The organism is Oleiphilus sp. HI0123 (assembly GCF_001635315.1).
On sequence record NZ_LWGE01000047.1, the window covers coordinates 1 to 16,613 of the forward strand.

17 protein-coding genes are annotated in these 16,613 nt (G+C 44.0%); 5 read left to right on the plus strand and 12 right to left on the minus strand.

The annotated features are described in order from the left end of the window. From A3761_RS00505 to A3761_RS00520, 4 genes are all read left to right on the plus strand, one after another. The coding region (locus A3761_RS00505) for an HAD-IA family hydrolase (RefSeq protein WP_156491456.1) at window positions 1-359 on the plus strand (359 nt) is incomplete at its 5' end. Further along, window positions 360-761 (plus strand): ribosome-associated heat shock protein Hsp15, encoded by a 402-nt coding sequence (hslR, locus tag A3761_RS00510; protein ID WP_068508767.1) that lies wholly within the window; start codon window positions 360-362, stop codon window positions 759-761. A 45-nt stretch (window positions 762-806) separates the two neighbouring features. Beyond that, complete coding sequence (gene hslO / locus A3761_RS00515) at window positions 807-1,664, plus strand: Hsp33 family molecular chaperone HslO (RefSeq protein WP_068554988.1); 858 nt, start codon at window positions 807-809, stop codon at window positions 1,662-1,664. 223 nt (window positions 1,665-1,887) lie between these two features. Then, entirely contained in the window at window positions 1,888-3,423 is a 1,536-nt protein-coding gene (locus A3761_RS00520) for a phosphoenolpyruvate carboxykinase (protein WP_068508763.1), read from the plus strand. A 150-nt stretch (window positions 3,424-3,573) separates the two neighbouring features. On the opposite strand, the gene A3761_RS00525 is transcribed toward A3761_RS00520, so the two are convergent. Beyond that, window positions 3,574-5,322 (minus strand): acyl-CoA dehydrogenase C-terminal domain-containing protein, encoded by a 1,749-nt coding sequence (locus A3761_RS00525; RefSeq protein WP_068634469.1) that lies wholly within the window; start codon window positions 5,320-5,322, stop codon window positions 3,574-3,576. A gap of 278 nt (window positions 5,323-5,600) precedes the next feature. Here A3761_RS00525 and A3761_RS00530 point away from each other — a divergent pair, with 278 nt between their 5' ends. Then, window positions 5,601-7,625, plus strand: coding sequence for an NADPH-dependent 2,4-dienoyl-CoA reductase (locus A3761_RS00530; RefSeq protein ID WP_068508760.1), 2,025 nt, complete (start codon window positions 5,601-5,603; stop codon window positions 7,623-7,625). Window positions 7,626-7,720: 95 nt separating this feature from the next. On the opposite strand, the gene A3761_RS00535 is transcribed toward A3761_RS00530, so the two are convergent. From A3761_RS00535 to A3761_RS00585, 11 genes are all read right to left on the minus strand, one after another. Then, window positions 7,721-8,296: a DUF5610 domain-containing protein gene (locus tag A3761_RS00535; RefSeq protein WP_068553373.1), complete on the minus strand. Its 576-nt coding sequence runs from the start codon at window positions 8,294-8,296 to the stop codon at window positions 7,721-7,723. 108 nt (window positions 8,297-8,404) lie between these two features. Beyond that, window positions 8,405-8,989, minus strand: coding sequence for a Crp/Fnr family transcriptional regulator (locus tag A3761_RS00540; RefSeq protein ID WP_068508752.1), 585 nt, complete (start codon window positions 8,987-8,989; stop codon window positions 8,405-8,407). Between the two features lie 172 nt (window positions 8,990-9,161). Continuing rightward, window positions 9,162-9,491 carry a phasin family protein gene (locus A3761_RS00545; protein WP_068553374.1) on the minus strand — a complete coding sequence of 110 codons (330 nt, stop codon included), beginning with the start codon at window positions 9,489-9,491 and terminating at the stop codon, window positions 9,162-9,164. A 20-nt stretch (window positions 9,492-9,511) separates the two neighbouring features. Further along, the gene (gene phbB, locus A3761_RS00550; protein ID WP_068508748.1) at window positions 9,512-10,255 is read right to left on the minus strand and encodes an acetoacetyl-CoA reductase; all 744 of its coding nucleotides are present in this window, start codon (window positions 10,253-10,255) and stop codon (window positions 9,512-9,514) included. A 256-nt stretch (window positions 10,256-10,511) separates the two neighbouring features. Then, a complete protein-coding gene (locus A3761_RS00555) occupies window positions 10,512-10,862 on the minus strand; it encodes a hypothetical protein (protein WP_068508746.1) in 351 nt (116 codons plus the stop codon). A gap of 19 nt (window positions 10,863-10,881) precedes the next feature. Then, window positions 10,882-11,823, minus strand: a complete 942-nt coding sequence (locus tag A3761_RS00560) for an alpha/beta fold hydrolase (protein ID WP_068553375.1) — start codon at window positions 11,821-11,823, stop codon at window positions 10,882-10,884. A 13-nt stretch (window positions 11,824-11,836) separates the two neighbouring features. After that, window positions 11,837-12,490, minus strand: coding sequence for a helix-turn-helix domain-containing protein (locus A3761_RS00565; protein WP_197469823.1), 654 nt, complete (start codon window positions 12,488-12,490; stop codon window positions 11,837-11,839). Between the two features lie 96 nt (window positions 12,491-12,586). After that, window positions 12,587-13,996 carry an oxygen-independent coproporphyrinogen III oxidase gene (hemN, locus tag A3761_RS00570; protein ID WP_068553376.1) on the minus strand — a complete coding sequence of 470 codons (1,410 nt, stop codon included), beginning with the start codon at window positions 13,994-13,996 and terminating at the stop codon, window positions 12,587-12,589. Between the two features lie 143 nt (window positions 13,997-14,139). Then, window positions 14,140-14,754: a histidine phosphatase family protein gene (locus A3761_RS00575; protein ID WP_068508738.1), complete on the minus strand. Its 615-nt coding sequence runs from the start codon at window positions 14,752-14,754 to the stop codon at window positions 14,140-14,142. 2 nt (window positions 14,755-14,756) lie between these two features. Beyond that, window positions 14,757-16,187 (minus strand): rhomboid family intramembrane serine protease, encoded by a 1,431-nt coding sequence (locus tag A3761_RS00580; RefSeq protein WP_068553377.1) that lies wholly within the window; start codon window positions 16,185-16,187, stop codon window positions 14,757-14,759. 136 nt (window positions 16,188-16,323) lie between these two features. Continuing rightward, a complete protein-coding gene (locus tag A3761_RS00585; RefSeq protein WP_068508732.1) occupies window positions 16,324-16,557 on the minus strand; it encodes a DUF1127 domain-containing protein in 234 nt (77 codons plus the stop codon). Window positions 16,558-16,613 lie beyond the last annotated feature (56 nt).

Consider the following 16,613-nt stretch of genomic DNA (forward strand, 5'->3'; position numbering starts at 1 on the left):
AATTCCTGGGAGCCGTCAAAAATATGCCTGTAGAGATGGCCATCCTTACCAATGCCCATCAAGGTAGTATTAGTGTCAAGCTTGAGCAAACCGACTTGGCTGACTTCTTTGACGAGATCATTTGTTCTCACGATTATGGCTTGGCTAAAGAACAGTCTGACTTCTGGCAGCGACTTCATAAGGCAAGGCCCTTTGATAAAGAAAAAACAGCTTTCTTTGATGATAATGAGGCGGTACTTGCCGCTGCAAAAGAATTTGGTATTAAGCACTTATATTCAATTGCCCAGCCTGATAGCCAGAAGCCTGACAGAGAGCAAGGAGATTTTCCCTTAGTTCGTGACTTTAGAGACTTGTTGTAAATGAGTACAGACGCAAAAGTAAGAATTGATAAGTGGCTTTGGGCTGCTCGCTTCTTCAAGACCAGAAGCTTGGCGAAAGAGGCAATTGATGGTGGTAAGGTGCATTATAATCAACAACGCTGTAAACCTGGTAAGACAGTTGATATCGGTGCAGAACTAACCATTCGCCAGGGTTGGTTTGATAAGGTCGTTATTGTTGAAGGTTTAAGTGATCGCAGAAAAAATGCGAGCTTGGCTCAAGAACTCTATCGTGAGACAGAAGAAAGTATTGTAAAAAGAGAGGAGGCGCTGGCGGAACGAAAGCAAGCAATGGCAGGCCTACCCGCACCTTTTAAAAGGCCAAATAAACGCGACCGCCGACGCATTCACCGTTTTAAGAATATAAATTCAGAATCTGAATGAGCTCTATCTTTAATGTGATAAGACTCGAAGTAACAGGATATATACATGATTGATCAAGATACTTTCCAGAAGTTCCTTTTTGAAGAGCTGCAAATTCGAGGTGAGTGGGTACGCTTAGGAGAGAGCTTCCAGCAGGCGAGCAAAAACATGTCTTACCCTTCAGAAGTTAAAGCGCTCCTGGGTGAAACGATCGCAGCCTCAGTTCTGCTAACCGGAACCTTGAAGTTTGATGGTCGTCTGTCTATTCATGCGCGAGGTGAAGGGGCGCTAAGTTTGTTGATGGCAGAAACGACGAACCTGAAGACCTTTAAAGGGGTTGCGCATTGGCAAGGTGACATTGAAGAAGGTCTGCCGTTAAAAGATTATTTAGGCAATGCGCAGTTAGTGATTACCATCGACCCTGATCGAGGAAACCGCTATCAGGGGATCGTCCCCTTAGAGCGTGAAACACTGTCTGAGTGTTTAGAGCAGTACTTTGAAATGTCTGAACAGCTCGATACCTATATGTTACTAGGTGCTGATGAGCTAGGTTGCTATGGCTTAATGTTACAAAAACTACCAGGCTATAGAGAAATTGAAGATCAGGATGCATGGGACAGGGTGACCCAACTGGCTAAGACATTGTCCTCAGAAGAACTCGTGAGCACAGATAATGAAACCTTGCTGGTGCGACTATTCCACGAAGAAAAAGTGATTACTTATCAATCTGAGCCAGTACAGTTTAAATGTTCGTGTTCCAAAGAGCGCACGGCGGCATCAATTCAAAGCTTAGGAAAAGAAGAAGCGCTGGATATACTGGAGCATGAAGCCGAGATTACAGTAGATTGTCAATTTTGTGCTGCACGTTACACTTTTGATCGGACAGATGTACAAAATTTATTCGATCTAGGCGAGCCCCATTAGGCTTATTTGTTTGAATAAGGTGAAAATATTACATATAAGCCTTATGCAAGTTCTAATCTGAAAATCTATCGCCTTTGCATGTTTTAAAGTGAACAAAAATGACTTGCTTCTAAATTTAGTCGTTTTTTGTACAACAATTTGGCATAATGGCGCCCCAAATTTTTCCAGGCTCTGTTTTAGAAAAAGCTAAAACGTAGTCAAACTTAACCCAAGTGAGGTCGAAGTGAGTAACACTTATGTTGATCTAAGCTCAGCCGTATTGGTAGAGCACGCACTTGAGCGCAAAGAAGGCAGCTTGGCTGCTAATGGTTCTTTAGTCGTTACCACCGGCAAAAGAACAGGACGCTCTCCTATGGACCGCTATATTGTTGATGAGCCGAGTACTTCGGATGCAATCGGCTGGGGTCCAATTAACCGACCATTCGACCCTGAAAAGTTCGATGCTTTGTGGGAACGAGTCGAGGCGTATTTGGCTGAGCGAGATAGCTATCTTTCTCACCTTCACGTGGGTGCAGATGCTGATCACTATCTACCTGTTAAGGTTGCAACAGAAACTGCTTGGCAGAACCTGTTTGGTCGCAATCTGTTTATCCGCCCTGAGCAATATAACCAGGCCGATAAGCAAGAATGGGAAATCCTAAACGTTGCAAGCTTTGAGTGTGTACCTGAGCGTGACGGTACTAATAGTGACGGTACAGTAATCATCAACTTCGCCAAGCGTCGCGTTTTGCTTGCAGGTATGCGTTATGCGGGTGAAATGAAGAAAGCAATGTTCTCTGTTCAGAACTTCTTGTTGCCAGAGAAAGACGTATTACCAATGCATTGTTCTGCAAACGTTGGTGATGACGGCGAAACAACATTGTTCTTCGGTTTGTCAGGTACAGGTAAAACTACCTTGTCTGCTGACCCTGCGCGTTACCTTATTGGTGATGACGAGCACGGTTGGGGCAAAGGCGTTGTCTTCAATATTGAAGGCGGCTGCTATGCGAAGACTATTGATCTATCTCAAAAGAATGAGCCAATCATTTGGGATGCGATCAAGTTCGGTGCAATCGTAGAAAACGTAGCGCTTTCTGATGATAAGCGTCTACCAGATTACACAGATACAAGCATTACTGAAAACGGTCGTTGTGCCTACCCGCTAGAGCACGTTGAAAAACGTGTTGCTGAAAACTTAGCAGGCGAGCCAAACGCTATCGTATTTTTGACTTGTGATATGACGGGTGTACTACCTCCAGTATCATTGTTGTCTAAAGAAGGTGCGGCTTACCACTTCTTAAGTGGTTACACGGCATTGGTTGGTTCTACAGAGATGGGTTCAGACTCTAAGTTGAAGTCTACGTTCTCTACCTGTTTCGGTGCACCTTTCTTCCCACGCCCAGCAGGCGTTTACGCTGAATTGTTAATGAAGCGTATGGAAGAGTTCGGTTCTAAGGTTTACTTGGTTAACACGGGCTGGACAGGCGGTGCTTACGGCACAGGCCAACGTTTCAGCATTCCGGTGACTCGTGCAATCATCAGCGCAATCCAGAGCGGCGCTTTGGCTGATGCTGAAACAGAGCACTTGGAAGCCTTGAATCTAGACGTTCCAACTTCATTGGAAGGTGTTGATGCTAAGTTGCTTAACCCACGTAATACTTGGGAAGATCCAGCAGCGTACGATGCAAAAGCAGCTGATTTGATCTCTCAGTTTGTTGAAAACTTCAAGAAGTTTGACGTATCTGATGCGATCGTTGATGCAGGTCCTAAGCAAGCTTAAATTAGCTTCCTTAAGACTAAAAACCCGGCGCTGAAAAGCTCCGGGTTTTTTTGTATCTAAATGAGTGCGATGCTCGAAACAGCTCCCATAGGCAGATTCTTAGAGAGTGGTGGAACCCTCTGCCTACAAAAAATAATCCCGTTGAAGTTCTTAAAAGTACCACTCATCTTCTTCATGTAATGACAAACTCTCAGCCCCGGATTGCAGCGCCGCCTGGTGTGCTTGAATCCGCGGTAAGATACGCGCAAAGTAGAACTTGGCGGTCTTTATCTTGCCTTTCAAAAAGCTTTCTGAGAATGTCGTGGTATCGTTATCTTGAAGCTTGGCTTCGGCTTTAGCTGCCATTTCCAGCCAGAAATAAGCCAAGGTTACATAACCTGAATACATCAGAAAGTCATAGGCAGCAGCGCCGACTTCGCCGTGATCTTGGAGAGCTTTCATACCGACGTTTTGAATCATTTGTGGCCATTCTTTACTGAGAGTTTTTACTTGCTCAGCAAGCTGGATTAGCTCGGTATCGCTGTCTTGTTTAAGTATCGATTTGGAGAGCACATGAAGCTGTTTTGTAAATAACATCAGTGCCTGGCCTTGGTCGCCCAATACCTTTCTTCCTAGCAAGTCGAGAGACTGAATCCCCGTTGTTCCCTCATAAAGCGTAGAAATCCGTCCATCACGGTAGATTTGCTCGACGCCAGTTTCGGTAATATAACCATGGCCGCCATAAACCTGGACAGCTAAAGAAGCAGACTCTTGACCGGTTTCGGTGAGAAATGCCTTGGCGATAGGCGTAAGTAAACCTAGTAGTTTTGCGGCCTCGGCATCGTTTCCGGCTTTTTCCCTATCAAGCAGCTCTGCACAATAGTGGCAAAATGCTCGACCCCCCTCAGCAAACGCTTTTTGAGTGAGGAGCATCCTGCGCACGTCAGCGTGACCTATCAAACCAGTGGTTTGTCCGCGCAATTTTTTATCCAGGGACTGGCCCTGAACACGTTCGACAGCATATTGATACGAGGCCTGAAAAGACTGTTCACTCATACCCACGCCTTGTAAGGAGGTTCCCAGACGCATCTCATTCATCATTTTGAACATGGCTTTAATACCGCCATTCTCTTCGCCAACCAGGAAGCCTTTTGCTTCTTCAAAGGCCATCGTGCAGGTAGGGTTGCTGTGTATCCCCATTTTTTCTTCAATACCAATACAACTAAGGGAGTTATATTCATTATTGTCTGGAAAAATTTTTGGCACCAAAAATAAAGATAGGCCTTTAATACCTTCAGGTGCACCCTTAATACGAGCGAGTACTAAATGAATAATATTGTCACTAGCGTCATGATCACCTGTAGAGATAAAGATTTTGGTACCTGATATCGCGTAACTGTTGTCAGCATTAATCTTTGCGCTACTTTTAATTTCACCTAGGTCGGAACCGCAATGAGATTCAGTTAAGCACATGGTGCCCGTCCAATTACCTGATACCATGTTGTGAAGGTAGGTTTGTTTTAATTCATCATTACCGAATGAAATCAGAGCTTTACATGCAGAGCTGGTGAGCGCTGTGAACATGCATAAAGATTGGTTGGTACTGGTCAACATTTCCGATACCTTTGAGCTAAGTGCTTCAGGTAGCGCTTGCCCACCCCACTCCTCTGGCATCGAGATTCCCATCCACCCTGCTTCAGAAAAAGCTTTAAATGCGTCGCGAATCTTAGGGTCTAGTAGTACTTTACCATCCTTGTAACGACAGCCATTTTGGTCTCCATGTTGATTGACGCTGCCCCAGACTTGCTCTGAAAACTCTGCAGCCTGGTCGAGAATTAAGCCCGCATCGTCATTGTCGATAGCAGAATTGCCCTTTATATGGAATTTCATATCAGTGATTGGCGCGCAATATTTCGACACGGTGCTATGCTCCTCTATTAATGTTCTTATCAATACGTCTATCAGTGTGCCGTACTTGTACTAAAGATTATTGCGATAGAAAAAATTTAGCACATTAACAAATGATAAGGACGTTATGAAAAGATTTGCATAGGATGAATATAAGCTAGGTCATTCAGACAAATGGATTCCCGCTCCAACCAGGTGGCCCTATTTTGCAGGGCAATTCACCTTGTATGTGGGAATGATGAGGGTGGAATGAACCTAAGAAAAAATTAAAAGCGTCAGCGGAGAGAGAGATGTCAGCAGAATTATATCCAAATATGTTAAAGCCATTGGACTTAGGTTTCACGACTTTAAAAAACCGTGTTTTGATGGGTTCAATGCATACAGGCTTGGAAGAAGAAAAAGATGGCCATGAACGAATGGCTGCTTTCTTTGCAGAACGCGCTCGCGGTGGAGTTGGCCTGATTGTTACGGGCGGTTTTGGTCCAAACCAGGAAGGTGCTACGCATCCTCATACCAAGTCAATTAAGACAGAAGAAGACGCACTAGCACATCGAACTATTACTGATGCCGTTCATGAAGCGGGTGGTAAGATCTGTATGCAGATTCTACATACGGGTCGCTATGCGTTTAACCCTAATTTGGTTGCGCCTTCTGCTGTTCAGGCACCGATTAACCCTTTTCCACCAAAAGAACTTGATGAAGCCGGTATCGAAAAGCAGATCAGTGATATCGTAATGTTAGCGGTTAATGCTCAAAAAGGTGGTTATGACGGCGTTGAAATCATGGGCTCAGAAGGTTATTTCATTAACCAGTTCTTAGCGAAGCGTACTAATAAGCGTGATGACCAATGGGGTGGCGAATACGAAAACCGTATGCGCTTGGCTGTAGAAGTCGTGCGTCGTACACGTGAAGCCGTGGGTGAAAAATTTATTATTATATACCGTTTGTCTATGCTCGACTTGGTTGAGGGTGGAAGCAGCTATGAAGAAGTACTACAGCTAGGTAAGGCGATTGAAAAAGCAGGTGCAACCATCATCAACACTGGTATTGGTTGGCATGAAGCACGTATCCCAACAATTGCGACAAAAGTACCGCGCGCAGCATTTACTTGGGTAACCGCTAAGTTCAAAAAAGAGCTTAATATTCCATTGATCACTTCTAACCGTATTAATACGCCGGAAGTGGCTGAAGAAGTTCTAGAGCGTGGCGATGCCGATATGGTGTCGATGGCACGCCCATTCCTTGCGGATCCTGACTTTGTTCAGAAAGCTTTTGAGGGCAAGAGCGACGAGATCAACACTTGTATCGGTTGTAACCAGGCTTGTCTTGACCACGTATTTAGCGGCAAGCTAACTAGCTGCTTGGTGAATCCGAAGGCATGTCACGAAACAGAGTTTGCTTCATCTCCAGTAGAAACGGCTAAGAAGTTGGCTGTTATTGGCGCGGGCCCAGCTGGTTTAGCATTTGCGACGTCGGCAGCTGAGCGTGGACATACAGTAACTTTATTTGATTCAGCAAATGAAATTGGCGGGCAGTTCAATATTGCTAAGCAAGTACCCGGCAAGGAAGAGTTTTACGAAACGATCCGTTACTTTGGCAAGATGATCGAGAAGACGGGTGTAAACCTTCAGCTTGGTCAGCGTTTGACAGCAGAGGACTTAAATCAGGGCGATTTTGATGAAGTTATTCTAGCTACCGGTATTAGCCCACGTACACCTGAAATAGAGGGTATTGATCACCCTAAAGTACTGAGTTATATCGATGTACTTCGCGATAAGAAAGAAGTGGGTAAGAAAGTAGCGGTAATCGGTGCAGGTGGTATCGGTTTTGATGTATCGGAATACTTAGCCCACTCAGGTGAAGCAACAAGCCAAAATATCGAAGCCTTTATGAAAGAATGGGGTGTTGATATGTCGCTAGAGGCTCGTGGTGGCATTGAGGGCGTTGAAGCGCAAGTTAGCCCTTCTGCTAGAGAAATCTACTTATTACAGCGTAAGAAGTCTAAAGTTGGCGCGAAGCTAGGAAAAACAACAGGCTGGATTCATCGCACGGGTCTAAATAACAAAGGCGTCAACATGATACCTGCCTGTACTTACGAGAAAGTGGACGATCAAGGTATTCACATTGATGTCGCAGGTGAGAAGAAAGTACTTGATGTGGATAACGTTATCTTGTGCGCGGGCCAGGAGCCACTGCGTGAATTAGTTGAGGGCTTGAATAAGCCATATCACCTGATTGGTGGTGCTGATGTGGCTGCAGAACTTGATGCAAAACGTGCAATTAATCAGGGTACGCGTTTGGCATTGGATATCTAAAGTCTTTAGATAAACAAGCAGCAAACAGAGCCGAGCTAGAGTTTCCTAGTTCGGCTTTTTTGTGCCATTCGCGTGCTGGTGGGAGAATAATTAAGCTATTCCTGCACCTCAAACTGCTTCTTGAAGGCTTGCAAGCCTTCCTGAACCAAGTCATAGGTCTTATCGATATTCTCGGCAATCTCACCTTCTAACACTCCTAATCCATCGAGTATCTCGCGTGCTTCAGAAAATCCGGTATCAATACCACCGCTAATAATATCGACAAACTTTTCGACTTGCTCACTCTCGTTCAATTCAGGGTGTTGTTGTTGATAAAGTGGAAACAGGCTAGTCGAGAAATTAACAATCCGGCCCGCTGTCGCTTCGGGTGAGACGTCCAGGCCTTGCTCATAACCGGACTGGATTGAGTTTTCGCCAAAGTCACCTTCTAGCTCTTTATTGATCGCATCGATAGCGGTCTGATAAAGCAGGCTCATAGGTTCGTTCTTGACGCTGAGGCTAACTTCGTAGTTAGCATTCAACACGGCAGCATTGAATTCTTTGCGAAGGGCCTCTACTTGACCAATTTGCTCTGTGCCATCACTTTGCGGTGAAGACCTTGCGTCACTAGAAGTAGTTTTTTCAGGTACGGACGATATATTAAGTCGGGTGTCGATTTGGCTAACAGGCATATGAACACTCCTCAGTAGCGGTAGGTCTTGATTAATTATTGACCAGTGCGTGGGGAGCAGCAAGCAAAACTTGGTAAGTATTTGTTCCTTATAGATGGCTAGCTGAGGCTATTGAGAAAACTTTTTTCGAAGGCGGGACAGGCTAACGGGCGTCATGCCGAGAAACGAGGCGATATGGTATTGGGGGATGCGCTCCAGGAAGTGAGGGTATTCTTTACAAAACCACTTGTAACGTTGTTCACCGTTATTGAGTAGCCGCTTGGCATCGCGTTTAGCATTGCGTACGAAGAGTTCATGCATAAAGGTGATTTCGAAACGTAATAACTCGGGATCATCATAACCATAGGAATGAAATTGATGGTAGTTCGCGACAACAAGGCTGGCGGGTTCGAGTGCTTGAATATAATAGGGGCAGGGTGTGCCATTTACGAAGCTTGATATGGGGCCCAGCATTTGACCTTCTTCATAAAAGCCTTCGTTTACTTCGTTGCCTTCTTGGTCGACATAGTAGAGCCTGAGAATGCCGTCAGAAATATAGAAAAACTCTTCGCAGGCATCCCCTGCTCGAATCCAATGATCACCTTCATCGAGTTCTTGAACATGGAAAAAATCTAGGAAACGGTCCCATTCCGCTAAGTTTGCTTTGAACTTCTTCTCAAGCATGTGTCGCATTTTGGCTATATGCTGGTTCACTTAGCTTCCTTTTCACTGGTCATTTGTTTTGAGCTGCTTATAGTAGTCTTTTTATCAAACGTGAACAAATAGCAGTTTGATGAATGTTTTTTAGAATTAGAAATAGCGAAGAAAATAAGGGGCGCGTTAGTCGCCCCTGATAGTTGAACTTACTATACTGAGGTTGAATGGCTTATACAGTCTCTTTAGAAAACACCTGTTTTAAGCCCTCAGCGGTTTGGCTAGCCAAGTCAGTAAGCTTTTCTGCATCGCCCTTAAACTGAGCTTGAACAGTCTCAGAAAATTCAGATTGTTGCTCTACAAAGGCGTTCAGTGAATCGCTATTTCTGATCTCTAATGCCGATTTTGCCTGGGCTATACCCATTTCAGCGTAGTTTGCAAAGGCTTGCGCTTGAATATCAACTAACTCACCTACGTTATTCAGTAGCAATCTATTCACTTCTTTTGCAGGCTCAACAAAGCGTTTCGCTTGTTCGCTTAATGAATCGATAAATTCGTTCATGTATGTCTCCTTGTTATTTACTAGTGGTGCATGTGCTGACCGCCGTTAATGGAAAGATTTGATCCAGTGATAAAACCAGACTGTTTGTCTGATAAGAAAGCAACAAGTCTCGCTATTTCTTTTGGATCACCCAGCCTGCCGACCGGAATTTGGGCGATAATTTGGTTTCTTATACTCTCTTCGACCGCCATCACCATTTCAGTTGCTATATAACCAGGGGAAATAGTGTTAACAGTAATGCCTTTGCTGGCTACTTCTTGCGCTAGTGACATGGTAATACCATGAATGCCAGCTTTGCTGGCAGCGTAATTCACTTGACCAAATTGGCCCTTTTCACCGTTGATAGAAGAGATATTAATAATTCGCCCGTATTGGCGTTTCAACATGAACTCGATGACATTCCGACAAGTATTGAAGGTTCCACTCAGGTTCACATCAATGACCTCTTGCCATTTTTGTGGTGACATTCGTTTTAAGCTGGTATCGCGAGTGATACCAGCGGTATTCACCAAAACTGCAATGGGGCCAATGCTTTCTTCAATATCAAGAATATTGCGGGTACAACTGTCAAAATCAGCAACCTCCAGTACACAGGTTTTAATGTCATAGCCTTGTGTTTTGAGTTGCGCTTGCCAGTTGTCGGCTTTTTCTTGGCTGCTGGATGCAGCAACAACGGTGTAGCCTTCATCATGTAGTGTTTGGCAGATCGCAGTACCTATTCCACCGGTTCCGCCCGTGACAAAAGCAACGTTTACATTAGACATATATGCCTCCTAATCGTGAGTTCAGATTCAAAAATCGGAAAACGAAAGAAAAGAGAGGTAACAGAGTTGAAACTCTACGGCATGTACCTGATTTTTGTCGTTCTTATAGTTTCTCATCATGAAGCTAGAGACTAGGGAAAGCTTTGATGTGAATCACATGGCGGATGGAAGGGTTGATTAATAGTAAAGATAATTGATGTAGATCAAAATATATACAAAGAGGGGTTTTGGGTTTGCAATAGTGGTACTGAGGTATTTACCACGTTCTCCATCGCTCAGTGATATCTTCGGAATACTCGTGGCCAGCGCTTTGTACAACTAGTTTAATCAGGGCGCAAATATCTTCTCGTTGGTCGGTCTCAATTAGCTGATGGTCGAGTTTGAAGTTCAGGTCATTTAGTTTTTTCACCAAAGACTCAATTTGGGTAGAAACCCAAGAAAAATCATTGTTTTGGTGATTGCTAGTCACATCATGGATAAATGCTGTAATTAGCTGGTCGCACTCCTCTACATGCTGCGCCAAGTATGCTGGCTCTTCATCATCTTCGATAAAGTCATACATCCAATGCAACAGGTAGTCCTTTTTTTCCTTGATTGTGCTGTTCATTTTAACTCTATACGTAGTATTAAGAAGAAGGCTTGGGTAAAAACTCAAGCATTGCCTCTGCGGAAACACTTGGAGCCTCAAGCATGGCAAGGTGACCAATATCTTCGAGTACCAGCTGTTGGGCACCAGAGATTAATTTTGTATATTTGTCGATGTTTTTTACGTTAATAGCCCTGTCTTGTTCACCCCAAATAATTAGAGTAGGCGCAATGATACTGGTGAACTTTTGCTCCAGCCCCTTGCCCAAGTCACTACGAATATCTTTGAATATTTTCTGATTGATTTCCAGGCGACGAATGGACTTTTCTGCTTCGACCTTGGTGATAACGTCGGGTATGAAAGGCTTATCTTCCATTACAAAGTCCATAAGCTCGTTGAACTCATCAGTGTTTGACGCGATTAGGGGGTTGATACCTTGAGATAAAAGCTCATCCATTTTTGAGGGAATATCATGGATACCCGCAGGGCTAATTAGGGTTATCGATAGAACCTGCTCTGGGTAGGTTGCTGCGTAAAGTGATGAAATGGCGCCTCCCATAGAATTACCGACTAGATGGAAGCGTTTGAGATTCAAGGCACTTGCAAACTGTTTTACGAATGCGCTTTGCTCGACGATGGAGTAAGACTGACTCATGTCGATAGTGCTATCACCATGGCCCATTAAATCTAGAGCGATAAGGTGATACTTGTCAGCTAGCGGTTCAGAAAAACGTATCCAGTTTTCTTTATTGGCGCTAAAGCCGTGCAGCATGATGATTGTGCCGAGCTTATCTTGGCGAGAGTTTTCCAGATAAGCGTAAGGTTTGCCTTCAATCGAGATTTTTTTAGGTAGAAGGTTTGCTTTTGAGGCTTCAAACTCGATCGCTAAACGATAAAGGTCATCGCGATAGTAGTCGCTTGCGATATTGACTGAAACCAGAGAAAGGACAAAGACAAACAAAAAGACTTTAAGTTTACTCACGCGCGCTCCTTGTTTAACAAGCCGAAGCGCAGCCTGCGAGTTCTTTTAAGCCATTCATATCGATGATGTGTAAGTCTGTACGCTTAATTTCTAGCAAGCCTTCTTTTTGAAAACGCTTAAATAAACGGCTAACCGTTTCGGCGGCCATATTTAAGTGATTAGCAATATCGCGACGCGGCATCATGAGGTTAATTCGAGTATCGGAATAACCGCGTTGCTTGTAGCGAGAAGATAATGCGAGGATAAAACCGGCTAGTTTCTGGTCAGCAGAATGTTCCACAGTCATTGACTGTGAAGTATGTACTTCCTTACTCATTAAGCTAAATAATTGGCGCTGTAGGGAGGGAAGTTTCGCTGCAAGGCTTTCTAAATCGTTGTAGTTAATACCACAGACAGAGGAAGTGCCAAGAGAAATAGCTGTTGAAATATACTTCTGTGGGTAGATCGCATCCAAGCCGAAAAGTTCACCGGGCAGGTGGAAACCGACAATATGCTCATTACCGTTCGCATCAATAACCACGGTTTTGAACATGCCCGATTTAACGGCGTAGATCCTTTCAAAGTGTTGTTCTGACTGGTAGACGGTCTCGTTTTCTTTATAGGGGGACGAAGGCTCAATAATGTTTTCTAACGAAACCATATCATTTGAGTCTAACCCTACTGGCAAGCAAAGTTTTCCAAGAGAGCATTGTCCGCACTTTAAAAAGGACGGAGATGCCACAGAATTCGAGCTCGGCATACGTAAATCACCATAAAATTTTAATTATAGTGTCTTACTATACCGTGGTTGCTCAGTATTCTGTAGAGTTGTTTGATTAAAATATGCATCAAATTTCATAGCGATGTTCCGCAGAAAGATTCTTCCTTTGGGTGTCACCTTGAATCCTTGGTCACTTAATTCGATCAAACCATCGCTTGCGAGGTCATTCAAGCTACTGAGTTCACTGTTGAAATAACGGTGGAAAAAAATATCGTGACCGTCACCGAAGTCACTGTAATCAACGACACCGTCACACATAATTTGTTGGATTAGATCTGCACGGATGCGGTCATCGGTATTGAGATTAACGCCGCGTTTGATAGGTAAGTGTCCTTTATCAACGGCGGTTTTGTACTTGGATACTTCGGTGACATTCTGGCTATAGCCATCATTGACCCGGCTGATAGCACTGACACCAATACCAATTACATCGCATTCTGCATGTGTAGAATAGCCTTGGAAGTTACGCTGCAAACCACCTGTATCAAGGGCTTTAGCCAAGCTGTCAGTAGGTAGTGCAAAGTGATCCATACCGATATAGATATAGCCCGCTTCAGTTAAGCGTTGGATACTATCGGTGAATATTTCAAGTTTTTCTGCTGTTCCTGGAAGGTCGCCTGAGTGAATCAGCCTTTGCGCCGGAATGCGTTGAGGCATATGTGCGTAATTATAGAGTGCGATTCGATCCGGTTTAATACGAATGACTTCATCAAGCGTATTCGAAAAACTTGCGCGAGACTGTTTTGGCAGGCCGTAAATAATATCAATAGATACTGAATCAACTTTGTTATCGCGAGCTGACTGGATAACCGCTTCAACCTGCTCTTTACTTTGCTCACGGTTGATAGCTTTCTGCACTTCAGGGTCAAAGTCCTGAACGCCGATACTGATTCTGTTAAAGCCCATGGTCACTAATTCGGTCATTTCTTCTGGTGTGACTGTACGTGGGTCAACTTCAATGCCAATTTCTAATGAGTCAGGAAGACCTAGGTGGAAGGATTGTGCCAGCACTTCCATGACTTCACGTAATTGCTGAGGGCTTAAAAATGTGGGAGTGCCACCACCAAAATGAATCTGTTGCAGTAAACGGTCGTCAGCATAGTACTTGCCGTGCATTTCGATTTCCCGATATAGATAATCGAGGTAGTCAGTGGCTAGCTGCTGCTTGTGCGTCACAATCTTGTTGCAGCCACAGTAGTAACAAAGTGACTTACAAAATGGAATGTGGATATAAACAGAAAGAGGCTTGGGAACAGGCAACTGGTTACTTGCCTGAGCATGAGTACGATAGTCAGCTTCAGTAAAGTTATCATTGAACTGAAGTGCAGTTGGATAAGATGTGTATCTTGGCCCGTAAACGTCGTATTTGTTTAGTAAGGGCGCCAAGTCTTCGGTCACCTCAAGCGGTTTCATCTATCCATTCCTCCTGCATTGTTAGGGGATCAGTTTATGCGCACTAGGCGTAAGCTGCCTTGACGTGCGTCAAGGGAAATGACTGGTACAAAAAATACTCGAAAAAGGTGCATCTTCAGGTGCAGAACGAAGAAAGGTGGAGCTTAGTCTTGAGAGAAGCGTGCTTGGTGAAATTTAAGTTGAGCAGTATGGCCGCCATCGGGAAAGTGATGATAAGCGAGTCGGCTTACATTGGCATAAGGTACATCAATATTCCAAAGCCTGTCACTAGGCATACCTAGTACGTGGGTTAATATAGCTCGGATAACGCCCCCATGGCATACAAGTAAAGTATGCTCAGTTTGATATTCGAGCACTAAGGCTTCCCAAGCTGTATGAATACGCTGAATGAAATCAGACATTCGCTCGGAGCCTTGGGGAGCGTGATTATCGGGGTCTTCCCAGTAGTTTCTTAATGCCTTTGGGTCGTGTTTCATCAGTTCTTTGACGCTCTTTCCTTCCCATTCACCAAAGGAAATTTCACGAAACATCGGGTTTATGTCGACGCAGAGGCTTAGGTCTTCCCCTAGCTTATTGGCAAAGGCCTGACAGCGACTTAATGGTGAAGTCACTATCCGGGTCCAGGGTTTATGACCCCCTACACTGTCGTGCATTTGCTGCCAGCCCAAGTCTGATAAGGGGTCGTCTTGTGAACCTCGTAGTAGTTGTCCACCAACGGGTTCGCCATGTCTGATTAGGTCGAAAGTGCTTGCTTTCATAACTAAGCCTTGAGTCGCTCGAGTAGCATTTCATATTGCTGTTGTTTAGCAGCAGTATGCCTTATTTTGAACTCCTGAATAAGCAAGAGGCAAGCATCTTGTGTAATATGTTGGTTGCCAGCAAGTTCGAGAAACAAGAAGGCTTGCTCAGCTTTAGGCAGGTCTCCATGTTTAATAAAAAGCATCATCATCTTATGATAGTGCTCGGGCTGTAAGCATTCTTGAGCCCTTTTTTTACTAGCAGCATTTTTTTGAATGTCGGAAAATAATCGACAAATTCTTTCGTAGTCTGATTTACGGACACACAGTTCAATAAGGTTCTGTGCATGCTTCCAATAGCTCGAGTCTTCAGTATGCAATTTTGCCAAGTTGTAACGCTGCTCCAATATTGCTCGTGATTCGGGATATTTAGCACCCAGTGATCGCAATAACTGGCGTGCAGTATTGAACTCGAAGCGCGATAGGAATTCCATTGCTTTTGAAAGCTCTGCTCTGTACTCCCAATCAACGGAGGCAGTTATTCTTGGCTTGTTTTTTGGGGTTTCTTTCGCTGCAACTTTCATGCTTAAGCTCATGAAAATGCCTGTTGAGAGTGCCGGAAGCAGCATGCTTGCAAGAAGATATATGCTAGGCCTAGGTTGGTCGAGCGTATGTAAAACGGTATAGGTGATTAAGCTTAGAGTAAGCATTAGTAACATGAATAAGGCCGATTTTGAGGGTTGCAAGGACTCTCTTTTGGCTTGGAAATTCTTTAGTTTGTCTAACACTAGCGGGCTTGCCAGGCCATAGATAGCACCAAGAGGCCCAACTAAGACGGCATTGCTTTTGGTTGTGAATAATAGATAGGTGAGTGAAGAAATAAACATCGAAAACAGAAAATAGCAGTACAGCTTAAAGGCGCCAAAGCGCTTTTCAAAGTAGAAGGATAAAACTGAAAAACATAGAAATACTAAAATAAACAATGGATGAGAGGGGTGTGCGAAAACATGAGTGAGGATCTGTCTGATGCTGAAGTCTTGAGCAGAAAGGCCAAGTAAGTTTGTACTGGTGGCGCGATACATTTGCTCAATTATAAGCCGCTCCTCATGCCATGTTTCCAGTATGGCTTTCTCAAGAAACATGCTGCCATTCTGCTTGATATAGGAGGAAAAAGCTGAATCTTCCAAGATAGCTTTGATCGTAGGAAGCGACTCACCATCTTCAAAATCAGCTTTTAAGCTATCAATCTTTTGGGCTGAACCCAGGCCTTCTATGTTTAGCCTACGATCAAGGTAATCAAAAAAAATGGGGGCTTCGATTGCTAATAAATCTTGTTGGTAATGTTTGTTTATAGATAGCCACTGTTGTTCATCATGCTTATGCCCGTATAAGACGCTAATCAACAATGTGAGCGACAGAAGCAAGGTAAGAAAAGGAGTTTTCTTGATAGACATGGAGTATTTTGTTTTCACCCATCTTTAATAAGCATTGCACGATTAGACGGCAGCTTAATGCTCTTATACCGATACGAAGCCTATTTATAACAGAAAGCAGGGTGATTTGCCTCCTGGTATTTGACGGCTTAAGCCTCTACTTCCATAGAGGCTGACTTGCTTCGAGTTGTGCTTCTTGTCGGGACACGCCAATATCTCTTAATTGAGCATCACTCAGTTGAAGCAGCTTTTTACGTTGTCGGTGTATCTCCAGTCGCCATGCTAGCGAGTGTAATTGCTTGGCAAATCGTAGACATAGATTGGTGAGGCCTTTTAATGAGCCTGAGTAATTGTGAAGACCTTGTGGCGAAGGGAGTATTTCATGTCTCATCGTATCTTTCCTCGCAATACTAATAATGATAGGGCTTGAAGATGAATACTATACGG

Excerpts from the sequence above, each read along its gene's own strand:
- hslR (WP_068508767.1), top strand. The coding sequence starts at position 360 with ATGAGTACAGACGCAAAAGTAAGAATTGATAAGTGGCTTTGGGCTGCT.
- hslO (WP_068554988.1), top strand. The coding sequence starts at position 807 with ATGATTGATCAAGATACTTTCCAGAAGTTCCTTTTTGAAGAGCTGCAA.
- A3761_RS00530 (WP_068508760.1), top strand. The coding sequence starts at position 5,601 with ATGTCAGCAGAATTATATCCAAATATGTTAAAGCCATTGGACTTAGGT.
- A3761_RS00535 (WP_068553373.1), bottom strand. The coding sequence starts at position 8,296 with ATGCCTGTTAGCCAAATCGACACCCGACTTAATATATCGTCCGTACCT.
- A3761_RS00545 (WP_068553374.1), bottom strand. The coding sequence starts at position 9,491 with ATGAACGAATTTATCGATTCATTAAGCGAACAAGCGAAACGCTTTGTT.
- phbB (WP_068508748.1), bottom strand. The coding sequence starts at position 10,255 with ATGTCTAATGTAAACGTTGCTTTTGTCACGGGCGGAACCGGTGGAATA.
- A3761_RS00555 (WP_068508746.1), bottom strand. The coding sequence starts at position 10,862 with ATGAACAGCACAATCAAGGAAAAAAAGGACTACCTGTTGCATTGGATG.
- hemN (WP_068553376.1), bottom strand. The coding sequence starts at position 13,996 with ATGAAACCGCTTGAGGTGACCGAAGACTTGGCGCCCTTACTAAACAAA.
- A3761_RS00575 (WP_068508738.1), bottom strand. The coding sequence starts at position 14,754 with ATGAAAGCAAGCACTTTCGACCTAATCAGACATGGCGAACCCGTTGGT.
- A3761_RS00580 (WP_068553377.1), bottom strand. The coding sequence starts at position 16,187 with ATGTCTATCAAGAAAACTCCTTTTCTTACCTTGCTTCTGTCGCTCACA.
- A3761_RS00585 (WP_068508732.1), bottom strand. The coding sequence starts at position 16,557 with ATGAGACATGAAATACTCCCTTCGCCACAAGGTCTTCACAATTACTCA.